The following is a 12,030-nucleotide window of genomic DNA, read 5'->3' on the forward strand; positions in this document are numbered from 1 at the left end:
CTGAACCCGGCAGCCATGAAACACATCATTATCATCGGCAACGGCATTGCCGGTATCACCACCGCCCGGCATGTTCGGCGACTGAGCGACCAGCACCGGATTACGGTTATTTCCGCAGAGTCTGCCCATTTTTATTCGCGCACGGCCCTGATGTACATCTACATGGGGCACATGACGTATGCCCATACCAAGCCTTATGAAGACTGGTTTTGGGCGAAGAACCGTATCGACCTGAAACAAGCTCTGGTGGAGCAGGTCGATACAGCCACAAAGCAAATCAGATTGGCCGATGGTTCACAGTTGGAGTACGATGTGCTGGTGATTGCAACCGGCTCTACCTCCACCACGTTCGATTGGCCGGGGAAGTCGTTTGCCGGGGTGCAAGGGCTATATGGGTTGCCGGACTTAGCGACGATGGAGCAGTACACGAAGGAAATTGACCGGGCTGTGGTGGTGGGGGGTGGTCTCATCGGCATTGAACTGGCCGAAATGCTCCGTTCGCGCCACATTGCCGTAACGATGCTGGTGCGCGATACGCACTACTGGAGTTCGACCCTGCCCGCCGAGGAAGGCAACCTGATTAGCCGCCACATTCATCAGCATGGCGTTGACCTTCACCTGCAAACCGAACTCAACGAAATACTGGCCGACGCATCCGGGCGAGTGCGGGCGGTTGTTACGACTGCCGGGCAGGAAATCGCCTGTCAATTTGTGGGGCTGGGCGTGGGGGTAACACCCAATGTCGGGTTTTTGAAATCGTCGGGTATCGAGTTGGGAAAAGGGGTATTAGTCAATGAGTTCTTTGAGACGAACATCCCGGACGTGTATGCCATTGGGGACTGTAATGAATTCCGTGAGCCGGTGGCCGGAACGGATGGCGCCCTCCGCAAACCCATTGAACAAATTTGGTACACGGGTCGGATGCACGGCGAAACGCTGGCGCAGACGCTCTGCGGCAACCGGGTGGCCTATCGACCGGGGGTGTTTTTCAACTCGGCCAAATTTTTCGACATTGAATACCAGACCTACGGCACGATGAATGCACAGCTTGCCGGGGGCGAACAGACGTTTTACTGGGAGCATCCCAACGGGCAACAGTGTTTACGCATCAATTATAGGACCGACGACCAGCGCGTGGTTGGTATGCACACCTTTGGTCTGCGCCTGCGCCATGCCGTCTGCGAACGCTGGATTCGGGAACGGCAGTCACTACCCTACGTCTTGAACCAGTTTCGTCAGGCCGATTTTAATCCAGAATTTTCGGCATCCTACGTCGGGCAGTTGTCCGGGAACAGCCCGTCTCGAAAAGGCTGGTTTCAACGCTTGTTTTCCGCTTCGCACTAACACCCAATAGACTCCTTCGTTATGCTGACCAATAGCCAACGCATCGGATTAACGCTTTTTCTGGTGGGGTTCGCGCTCTTCATCGGCTCGCTTTCCCTAAGCCAGTACCGGCTGACGGACCGGGCACTAAGCCAAACGGTTAAAAAAGAGCATCTATCTGCTGTCCGGTTGGCGACAGCCCCCATGCAGGACAAGCTGTACGCATCCTCATTCGGGTTTGTCCGGGATTTCAGAGCTGCGATAACCCAACTTAATGAAGGCTATAAACAACGGAAAGAGTCTAAGCAAGTTATCAACGATGATTATACGTTTCAGATAACGAAAGCCGCCAGTACCGGTTTCTTTCCGGCTAATAGCCAACTGTTTTTCTGGCTGAGCCTGCTCCTGTGCGTTGGCGGGGCACTGCTGTATATGCTGCCCAACCGTCGTCAATTGCCCGGCATAAAAAACGATGCTATTTTCCATGACCCGGCGACCAACAAGGGCTGGATTGGAATCGTCGTGGGCAGTTTTCTGATTGGCTTCTATGTTGTGCTTTATTTTTACCCGGAATACCTGACCAACTGGGTGTTGATGTTCGACCCGTTGAGCGAGTCGCTAAACGGTGGCCCCGCCAGCCAGTGGTTTGTGTATGGTACGCTCTACACGCTGGTTATCGTAGTTATGGGCGTGCGGATGCTGATTAAATACCGTCATAACCGCTATCAGCAACTGCGGACACTCTCGGTTATGTTTTTTCAAACCTGCTTCGCCTTTCTCATTCCCGAACTGCTATCGCTTTTTCATCAGCCCGCGCAGGATTTGAAAAATATGTGGCCGCTGGATTACAGCTTTTATTTCGATTACCGCCTTGACCAGAAAATAGAGGCCGGAACGCTGGGTATTTTTATGTTAGTCTGGGGCACTGCCCTCTGGATGATTGGTGTACCGATACTCACTTATTTTTTCGGCAAACGCTGGTACTGCTCCTGGGTGTGCGGTTGCGGAGGACTGGCCGAAACCCTGGGCGACCCGTACCGGCAACTCTCCGACAAACGACTTGGAGCCTGGAAACTGGAGCGCGTTGTGGTTCATAGCGTACTGGTGTTTGTGGTTGTCATGACGGGGGCTGTTTTATACACCTACCTGAGTGGTCAATCGGCTTTGTTTGGCGTTCTGGATTCCTACAACCTGCGTTCGACTTACGGCTTTGCCATCGGTTCTGTGTTTGCGGGCGTAGTTGGCACGGGTTTTTATCCCATTATGGGGAATAGGGTCTGGTGCCGGTTTGGGTGCCCACTTGCCGCTTACTTAGGAATGGTACAACGGTTTAAGTCCCGTTTTCGCATTACCACCAACGGCGGGCAGTGTATTTCCTGCGGCAACTGCTCGACGTACTGCGAAATGGGTATTGACGTGCGCTGGTATGCTCAACGTGGTCAGGACATCGTTCGGTCGTCGTGTGTGGGTTGCGGAATTTGCTCGGCCGTTTGTCCACGGGGTGTTCTCAATCTGGAAAACGATTCCGAATCTACCCGCCTGATTAACCCGAACCCAATTCTGCTGGGTAACGACGGTATCCGGCTTCAACCCTAAGCCTACAGGTCGTTAGTGGCTGTATTGCTGCCGGATGAGGGTTTCCACGGGTTTGCGTTGGGGCGTGTAATCATCGTTTTGCGGGCCTCCCGCCGTTGCGTAGTCCTCGGTCCATTTCCATAAAAAGCCCCCGCCAAACCAGGGCTGCTGCCAAACTGATTGGTACAGAGCCGCATAGGCGTTACTTTGAGCAGTCAGGTTCACGGGCGATTTATGGTGCCAGCTATCCGGCAGTTCCCACTGTTTACCCGCCGTTCGGTCTACACTACGGTAGCCGTACTCCGTAAACAAGATGGACTTTTTGTGTCGTTGAGAGAAGGTTTGTAATTGTTTTACTGGTTTCTGCCAGGCCGTTTTTAGTTCGGCTACGGTGGGTGTCTGGCTTTCGGATAACGGGAAATACGCATCGACACCAATGTAATCGAGCAGCGGCCAGAAAGACACCGTTTCATATTCATCCCAGTTGGCCGCATAGGTCAGCGGACCGGCATACCGGCTGCGCACCTGCCGAATGAGTTGTTTCCAGAAAGCAGGTCGTTGTTTGGTAGCCTGTCGAAATTCGGTGCCGATGCACAGCATATCCGCGCCGGTAGCCTTACACAAATCGGCCATAGCCAGGATGTATTGCGAGTACGTTTGCTCCCAGCGCTGCCAGGCTGTTTCATCATCCAGTGTAAAATCGCCCGCCCAGCCCTGGCCCTCTACCCAGACGTGGGGTTTTAGCAGCACCTTCATACCGTGTTGATGGGCATACTGAATACAGGCTTTTATACCCTCCGGCCGTTCGCCCCACCATTGGTGGCCAACGTTATAGGTCACGTCGGGTTGACCCTTTCGACAGAACGCATAGGGATTGAGGGCTATCCATCCGGCATTGACACTTTTGAGCGACTTCATGCAGGATTCGGGTACGGCCTTAACGGGCGCTACGAAATTCACCCCGTTGATTTTCGTGCTCTGGGCTGAATCGGAACCGTCCAGAGCGAACAGCAGCCAAAGAAAATGTAGCAGAGGCATCATCGTCGTTCATTAAAAACAGGAAGTTAACAAAGTAACAAAATAGCTCATCAAATTTGCGGGAATACTCATCGAAGTTGTTCAGAATCAACGAATGTAGCCTGACTTCAATGGTGTTTCTGTGGTGTCCGACTCTTTTCTGTGGTGTCGGATTCTTAAATCCGACACGGGAGGTTTCTTAAAACCTCATTTACGGACACTCATGAAGTTTTAAGAAACCTCCTGAGTGTCAGGTTTAAGAACCTGACACCACAGCAAAATTTGCGGGAACAACTCCTTATCTTACGCTATTGCCCTAAAATCTGTTTATACAGGCTTTGCGTATATGCTGATGTCAGCAACAAAGTCGTAGGTTGCCGAACATACACGTAGTCTGTTAGCCGGTTGGTGCAATCAATTGGTATAAATTTCCAGTTCCCGTTTAGTTATGCAGTTGCCCAAAACGAATACGGCTGTCCTGCTTTTCGCCTTACCCGATTCTATCGAAGCGAGTCGCAAACGGGTATCCCGAAAATCGGTAGCCCTCTGGCGGGCTATGCGGGCACTGACGAAGGCGAAAGTACAGGCCAGTGGATTGCCGTTACTGGTTTCTCACGGACTAATCAATCATCAGGGCACGTTTGGCCAACAACTCAGCACCGCGTTATCGGTGGCGTTTGCCCAGGGTTACGAGCGAATCATCTGCATTGGCAACGACTGTCCTGATTTGTCGGTCACGGATTTGCGCCGGGCAGCCAGAGCCTTGTCGGACAACAAATCGCCCATTGGAGCCGACAAGCGGGGTGGAGTCTACATTATCGGTTTCAACCGGGCGCAGTTCGATGGTCAGGCGTTAGCGCAACTGCCCTGGCAAACCGAGCATGTCGCCGACGCGCTGCGTAGTTATTTTGGGTCGCAAAGCATTACCCTCACCGATTTACCCGTTCGGGCCGACATCAATCAGCGCGTCGATGCAACAGCCGTTCGCTGGGTTGGTCAGATAGCCAGCCGACTATTGATGACCATTCGGCAGGCGCTGCTTTCGGTTATTCCGCCCCCCGTTTTCTGGCTTCCTGCGGAGCCTGCTTTACTCTTTCAAAAGCGTATTGCTGACCGCGCACCCCCTGCCGCCTAAAACTCCCCGTTGTTTCTGCCGTATTGCTAAAAACTGTCACAGCGCGGCTGGGAAGTACTCCTTTTACTCAAAACCAGCTTTTCATTTATGTCTACCATCTTTCCCATTCCGGGAGGGTGTGAGGCTTTTGTGCCATTCTGCCAATCAAATACAACCCCGTTTATCTATGAAATATCTTTTCTTTTCACTTTTTATCAGCAGTGTCTTAGTCAACTTTCAGGTCGCTGCCCAAAACGCAGGTAGCCAGCAACTTGAAGTGACCGTAACGGACCTGTTGCTGCGCCGACCCGTTGCGGGCACCGTCGTTTACCTCCAGAATACAACCAGCCGAACGCTCGATTCCGTCCAGACCAATGCTCAGGGGAAAGCGTTGTTTCGTGCTGTGTCCGCGTTAGGACGCTACCGGGTCTTTACCCGTCAGAGTGCCAATTATACGGAAGAAGAAGTAGCAGACATTCCGATAAAGTCCGGTGCTATTACTACCGTTACGCTGGAGTTGCCGCTCCGTCGCGAAAGCACGCTTGAAGAGGTGGTCATCAATGACCGGCGACTGGCCCGGCTGAACAATCAGAACGCCGAGGTATCGGCCTTAGTGTCGAAGCGTGAACTACAGGCATTGCCTCTCGAAGGCCGCGACATCACGCGGGCGCTCTATCGTCTGCCGAACCTGACACTGGCCACACAGGGCTATGCCGAAGCGCCTAATGTAGCTATCAACGGCCTGAATGGCATTTATACCAATTACCTCATCGACGGCATGGATAACAACGAGCGGTTTCTGGGGAATATGAAATTCAACACGCCCGTGGGCTTTGCCGAGGGCATTACGGTGTATACCAATAACTATTCGGTCGAGTTTGGCAACACCAGCAACGGGGTTATCAATGTGACGACCCGTTCCGGCTCGAATCAGCTCACGGGCGAAGCGTATTACCTGACCCGTCCGGGTTCGGCGATTGACAGTCCATCGAATTTTGCGACGAATGATTTGTCGGGCAATTCGGTTAAAGATGGTTTCCAGCGACACCAGCTTGGGTTTGCTCTGGGCGGAGCACTCAAAAAAGACAAAACGTTTTTCTACGTCGATGTGGAGCAGACCTTCGACCGAAAAGACAACCGCTTGGTGGTGCCATCGCTGGGAGTCAATGAAATCGTGACGGGCCACAACCATTTCTCGTATATATCGGGTAAGCTGGACCAGGTTTGGAGCGGTCGGTTTAAGACAACGTTGCGGGCTAACATTGGCAGTTTCGACATCGAACGGCAGGGCGGTGGGCTGGAAGGGGGTATTTTGTTTCCGTCAGCGGCCGCAGCGCAAAAAGACCGCACCTACCTGATTTCGCTAAAAAATGCCTATGTACTCGGCACGGAGATAACGGGTGAAACCAATTACCAGCACTCACGCTACCGCTGGAATTACCGCGAACCAGTCAACCCCGCCAATCCATCGGCAACGGTACGCGGCCCCGACGGGGTGCCCATTGCGACCATTGGCCAGAGCGGGGCCATTTTTGACGACATCGAGAACACCGACCAGATTCAGCAGAAGTTTACCCTCCGCCGGGGCGACCACACGTTTAAAGCCGGTGCCGAGTTCATCACGTCCGACTATGCGCTATTGGGCGGGGCGAATGCCTACGGCACCTACGATGTACAATTAACGCAGGCCCAGCTCGATGCGCTCAAAACCCGCAACATTGGTTCGGCACTTAATGTCAATGACATTCCGGGCAACGTGCAGGTGCGGACGTATGATGTTGAACTGCGCCCCACCACGTTTGGCAAGCGTCAGAATGTCGTTAGCCTTTATGCCGAAGACCTCTGGGCCGCGCGGCCAAATCTGAACCTGACGTTCGGGCTACGCTACGATTATGACAATTTGAGTAAAGGGGGCGGAACGAAGGGCGACTTCAACAACATCGCCCCGCGCGTAGCTGTCAACTACCAGCTAAATGACCGCACGGTGATTCGGGGTGGTTACGGCATGTTCTACGACAAGATTAAGTACACGGTGTACAGCGACAACCTGCAATTCAGCAATAACGGGGCTGATTTCAGGAAAGAACTGACCGAACTGAAACGGCTGAATCTCCTGCCCCAATCGGCTGACCTGGACCGGATTACCTTCGCCGGAAACCTCAACGCCCGCGCCACCACGCCGGTAACGTACCTGAACGGGCCGACGTCAGCCCAACTCCAGCCCCGGCGCGACCAGCAGTTCAGCAACAACTTTCGGATTATGAACCCCGATGGCTTTCAGAACCCGTATTCACACCAGTTTTCGCTCGGCTTTCAACACAAACCAACCGCGAATACGCTGTTTTCGGTTGATTTAGTCCATGTGGCAACGAACGATTTATATTATATTTATAACCTCAATGCCCCGTCGCCGTATCCCCTCACGAGTGCAACCGATGCCAAAGTACGCACCGTAGCCCAGGCCGATTTAACGCGCCCAATCCCGATTCGGCAGGACAAGCGAGGGGCGTATGCCTTAGTGAATGGAAGTGATACCCTGCGCGGTATTTCCCGCAATGTCTTCGAGACCCGTACCGATGGGTATGCCCGGTACTGGGCGGCTAACTTCGTATTTCAGAAATTGAAAGGGGCCGATAAATACGCGTATCGCTTAGGCTACAACCTGTCGGTAATTAAGAGTAACACGACGGGTGTTAATACCCGCGCACAGGATTCCAACAACTATGTGGCTGAGTACGTCTTCGATGACAACGACCGTCGGCATGTGTTTTCGGGAATTTTCTATTACTATCCCTTCCGAAATTTGGTCATTACACCCACCGTATTGCTCCAGAGCGGCTTGCCCATTACGCGGGTAGCCGATGCGAAACAATTTGGGGGCGTAACCGATTTGAACGGCGATAGTGAGAGTTACAGTTTACCGTCGGATATTCAGCCCGGCGAAACCCGTAACAACGACCGGCTACCCTGGGCCAAAACGGTCGATATATCCGTCAAATACACTGTGCAATTGTTTGGTCGGCCCCGACTCGAATTGTCAGCCGACATATATAATCTGCTCAATACGCAAAATATATCGGGCTATAATGTGGTACGTGGCTCGTCAAATCAGTTTCAGCTTGGGGCCCGTGGCTCAGGCATTACCGTTCGTTCAGCGGCTCCACCCCGTCAGTTTCAGTTTGGTGCCCGGTATGTTTTTTAGGTTTTAAACACAGAGAACACGGAGTCTTTTGCACAAAGACCACAGAGTTGTACGCCCATTTCTTCATGTTCTCTGTGTAAAAAAACTCCGTGTTCTCCGTGTTTAAGCAGTTTTTCAATCAAAATAATGAAACATCTCTTCATTTTTCTTCTCTTTCCTATTAGCCTTCTCGCTCAGCAACCCGCTAAGCCCAAACGCATCTGGTTCGATACGGACATTATGATTGGCCTGCCCGAGCGTGCGCCCCGCGAAGTGGACGACGGAGTGACCCTGATTATGGCCCTGCGACAGACCGATAAAGTAGAGATGGCCGGTATCAGCATCGTTACCAACGTAGATTACGGCTACGATGTTACCCAGAAAATTCTGGGCTGGTATGACCGGGCCGCGTCCGGCAAGGCGGGCAGGAAAATTCCCGTTTACAAAGGCTCGAATACCGCCCAGGATACCGGCGTGGAAAACGAAGCAACAAAGGCGCTGGCCGACGCACTTCGGAAAGAGAAACTGACCATTCTGGCACTTGGACCGGTGACCAATGTGGCAACGGTGGTGAAGAACCATCCAGAATTGATTCCGCAAATCGACGAAGTAGTAGTCTGTGCGGGCCGCACACCAGGATTTCCGTTCCGGCCGGGGCTGGAAAAAGTGACCGTTGGTGATTACAATTTCGAGCGTGACCCCGACGCGTTCCGGGTTCTGTTCGATGCGGGTATCCGGGTGGTGCTATCGGGGTTTGAGTGCAGCGCCTATACGTTATTAGGCAAAACTGACATCGACTTTCTGGCAACGTCGGCGAATGAGGGCGATAAATGGCTGTATGCCCAATTGCGTCCCTGGCAGGAGCGTGCTCAAACCCTGTTCGGCGTTGAAGGATTTATCCCCTACGATACGACACCCCTCGGCTACCTGACGCATCCCCAGTTCTTCAAGTATTACCGCGACATTCCGGTACGTATCAACATCAAGCCCAACGACGCAACCATTGGCCAATTAGCCAATCGCAAGGAGAAACCATTTCTGGAAGTTTCCTACGATTATAAAGACACCCGCTGGCGGGCCGTTTACGCCTATAAAACCCTGCCCGGTTTTGAGGAAATCGTTATCGAGTCACTTAAAAGATAGGGGAGTTGTGGGTTTTCAGACAGCTTCCAGAATCAGCCCCGCAGCTTCTTCTATGAGCAATTTTTTCTGCGCTAAATCGAGCGAGAGCGGAAGTTGAGCCAGCCCAATGAGTCGTCGTAGTAGTTCAACACCCGTAAAAGCGCGAAGCAGGGCTGGCTCAATATCAGCCGTTGCCTGATACTGATTCAGTGCCTGCTGTTGCACCGACTCACTCTGCTGGGCCAGTTTCAGATGCGCCACCATCACGCCGAGGTCAAATTCGGGCTGCCCGAAAAAGCCAAATTCCGGGTCAATAATTTTAAGGCCAGTTGGCACGTTTAGCCAGCTACCGGGGTAGTAATCGCCATGAATCAGCGCAGGACCCGGTTGCAGATAGACCTCACCCAACTGAGAAATCTTCTTTTTCAGGTCGGCATTGCTTTTATACGGCAACGAAAGCGATTGTAGTCCGGGCTGCACCGAATCCAGGTCAAAACCAGTGTCAGACCGGAATGGGAAATTAAAAATATGCTCATGATTAAGCAGACGCATGGCCCGATTTTCCGGAAAAACCGGCGATTCGTCGCTGACCCGAAGGGTATGGAGCGCAGACAGAAACTGCATCAGCGACTTAACATCACCTGTGGCCAGCGTCTGGCCGGGCTGATACAGAAACGCAAAATCGGTTCCATCGCCCAAATCCTCCAAAGCCAGCAAAAAGTTGTCTGAATCAAAGCCAATTAATTTGGGAGCGAACCGGGAAAGCAGGCTATTTTCCGAAATAAGTTGGTAAAACTGAGCTTCTACGCCAATTCGCTCCATCGGAGCAGGTACCTGCGGGTATTTCTGTACCCAGGGCCGGGCCTGTTTGAGAATAAACGTCTGGCGATCCGTACATACCCGAACCACTACATTCATATTCCCCTCCCCCGGCTTTTGCACCGAGTGAACGGTTTCATCCGGCTGTATCCACTGCTGCCTGATTAGCAATTGAACTAAATTGGGAGTAAGGGTTTCTTCAAGAAAAAATGCGTTCGGATAAAGCGTTGCAAACTGTTGATTGGGTGTCATGCTAATGATTGATAGTAAATATGTTACTTAAGTTAAACAAATTGAAACAGAGTAATCCGATACGTGAATGCGACCAATAAGAAGTTGTTTCATTCAAAAAACCTGACAATTTTCAAACAAGTATAATACAGTAATATAGTGAATATTGGCCAATAGTACTGCTCCGTTTCCTTCAGGCAAAAATAGCTCGATAACTTCTGCTCAGGCTTCTTATGAAGGTTGCATCGCGTTTTCTTTACGCATCTAACCTGTGTTTATATCCGTACAGGCTCCCCGCCTACTCAACGAGTCACCCGTTGCCCAGCAGCACATACTGATGCTTGCCCACCACGATCCGGGCATCTTTCACGTGGATGATGCCGAATGTTATTTCGGCATCATCCCGTACACCGTAGCGCGCAATTCTCCGTATCGGCCCACATATTGAAAATGTCTCAGATCAGGCCCACATTCGGGTGTTCGACAGCCTGCATGATGCGCGTAAACAAATTGCTCTGGGTGAGTTCGCCGTTTGATTCGAGCAGTACCGTTTTGAACCGGTCGAGGGTGTCGGCAGCACGGGCCAACGTGCTGAACACCGGACTTTTGGTAAGGTCCAGCTCACCATGCAATCCCCGAAATTCAACCCTAATAAGCAGCCGACACCGCCGTTTTTAAAATGATGTCTAAGTCCCATTTCGGGCAACCCATGGTCGAAAACGACAGCATCGGCTTTTGCGTATCGAAACTCCATAGCGAAGTCATAGCGCGGTTAACAAACCGCCCAGCGTCTGTTTAAGTGCCGCCGTCGGGCCGGTCCGCCGGTGCGGTGATGGCTAAGCTAATATCGGCCCGACGTACCTTTACCCTCTTTAAAATACGTCTCGACGGTCATCCAGTTGCCGGTAGGAACTGTAACGGTTGTGTTTGTGCCTTCCCAGACGGTGGTGTATTCGCCGGATGCTGCGTCGAGCGTTTGCCCATGAATGGCAAAACGAAGGGGAGACGTGGCGTTGGGGGCCACTTTGTCCAGATTGACCGAAATCCGAAACGGCCAGGCCGCGTTCGTTACCCAGCCCGCATTGTTCCAGTATTCAAACAGCGTTATCCAGTTGCCACTGCCCGGCACAGTGCCAGTACTGAACTTGTCAAAATCCTTGGGTAAAAACAGCCGCACGGACTGGTAGAATTCTTTTACACCTGTGCCGCCATATTGCTCCACCTGTACCCGCGCTTTTACCTCGCCGGAAGCCAGCGTGATGTGCGGTTGCAGAATACCGAATTGCAGGACTTTATTGGTGGCATTGGTGGGGTCAGCTACCAGTTTAGCGAATCGCTGGGCGATTGTTCCCTGTTCGTAATACAATCGCCAGCCGCCAAACCCGTTTTTGTTCTGCAGGCTGTTTACCCAATCATTGGCGGTGGTCAGCGTGTTGTCAATGCCTGTAATCTGGTCATACTGAAGCGTGGTGTTGGCCGAAATCTGGGTGCTGCCCTCAAAGCCGGAGTTGAACACCAGTGTCGGATCAACAACGGATGTTGGCGTAGGAGTTGGTGTAACAGAGATATCGCTGCTTTTTTGGCAGGTTGCCAGCGTCACCAGGGCGCAAAGACCACCCAAAATCAGGCGACAGAGTCTGTTTTTCAT

Annotated in this window: 10 protein-coding genes; 6 read left to right on the forward strand and 4 right to left on the reverse strand. The window is 52.2% G+C overall.

The window, feature by feature from the left end:
* Nucleotides 1–15 precede the first annotated feature (15 nt).
* The gene (locus ACYVI1_RS25185) at nt 16–1,344 is read left to right on the forward strand and encodes an NAD(P)/FAD-dependent oxidoreductase (RefSeq protein WP_460913668.1); all 1,329 of its coding nucleotides are present in this window, start codon (nt 16–18) and stop codon (nt 1,342–1,344) included.
* A gap of 21 nt (nt 1,345–1,365) precedes the next feature.
* A complete protein-coding gene (locus ACYVI1_RS25190; protein WP_460913670.1) occupies nt 1,366–2,919 on the forward strand; it encodes a 4Fe-4S binding protein in 1,554 nt (517 codons plus the stop codon).
* A gap of 12 nt (nt 2,920–2,931) precedes the next feature.
* Here ACYVI1_RS25190 and ACYVI1_RS25195 read toward each other — a convergent pair whose 3' ends face one another.
* The gene (locus ACYVI1_RS25195; RefSeq protein ID WP_460913672.1) at nt 2,932–3,939 is read right to left on the reverse strand and encodes a glycoside hydrolase family 113; all 1,008 of its coding nucleotides are present in this window, start codon (nt 3,937–3,939) and stop codon (nt 2,932–2,934) included.
* A 424-nt stretch (nt 3,940–4,363) separates the two neighbouring features.
* On the opposite strand from ACYVI1_RS25195, the gene ACYVI1_RS25200 reads away from it, so the two are divergent.
* From ACYVI1_RS25200 to ACYVI1_RS25210, 3 genes are all read left to right on the forward strand, one after another.
* Nucleotides 4,364–5,050 carry a DUF2064 domain-containing protein gene (locus ACYVI1_RS25200; RefSeq protein WP_460913673.1) on the forward strand — a complete coding sequence of 229 codons (687 nt, stop codon included), beginning with the start codon at nt 4,364–4,366 and terminating at the stop codon, nt 5,048–5,050.
* A gap of 166 nt (nt 5,051–5,216) precedes the next feature.
* Nucleotides 5,217–8,231, forward strand: a complete 3,015-nt coding sequence (locus ACYVI1_RS25205; RefSeq protein ID WP_460913675.1) for a TonB-dependent receptor — start codon at nt 5,217–5,219, stop codon at nt 8,229–8,231.
* Between the two features lie 126 nt (nt 8,232–8,357).
* Nucleotides 8,358–9,353, forward strand: a complete 996-nt coding sequence (locus ACYVI1_RS25210) for a nucleoside hydrolase (protein ID WP_460913677.1) — start codon at nt 8,358–8,360, stop codon at nt 9,351–9,353.
* A 15-nt stretch (nt 9,354–9,368) separates the two neighbouring features.
* Here ACYVI1_RS25210 and ACYVI1_RS25215 read toward each other — a convergent pair whose 3' ends face one another.
* Nucleotides 9,369–10,403, reverse strand: a complete 1,035-nt coding sequence (locus ACYVI1_RS25215; RefSeq protein ID WP_460913679.1) for a phosphotransferase — start codon at nt 10,401–10,403, stop codon at nt 9,369–9,371.
* Between the two features lie 250 nt (nt 10,404–10,653).
* Here ACYVI1_RS25215 and ACYVI1_RS25220 point away from each other — a divergent pair, with 250 nt between their 5' ends.
* Nucleotides 10,654–10,830: a hypothetical protein gene (locus tag ACYVI1_RS25220; RefSeq protein ID WP_460913681.1), complete on the forward strand. Its 177-nt coding sequence runs from the start codon at nt 10,654–10,656 to the stop codon at nt 10,828–10,830.
* 7 nt (nt 10,831–10,837) lie between these two features.
* Here the strand turns inward: ACYVI1_RS25220 and ACYVI1_RS25225 are convergent, their stop codons facing one another.
* Both ACYVI1_RS25225 and ACYVI1_RS25230 read right to left on the reverse strand, forming a co-directional pair.
* Nucleotides 10,838–10,981: a hypothetical protein gene (locus tag ACYVI1_RS25225; protein ID WP_460913682.1), complete on the reverse strand. Its 144-nt coding sequence runs from the start codon at nt 10,979–10,981 to the stop codon at nt 10,838–10,840.
* 242 nt (nt 10,982–11,223) lie between these two features.
* Entirely contained in the window at nt 11,224–12,030 is an 807-nt protein-coding gene (locus ACYVI1_RS25230) for a hypothetical protein (protein ID WP_460913683.1), read from the reverse strand.

The sequence above is a fragment of the Spirosoma areae genome, from assembly GCF_054781775.1.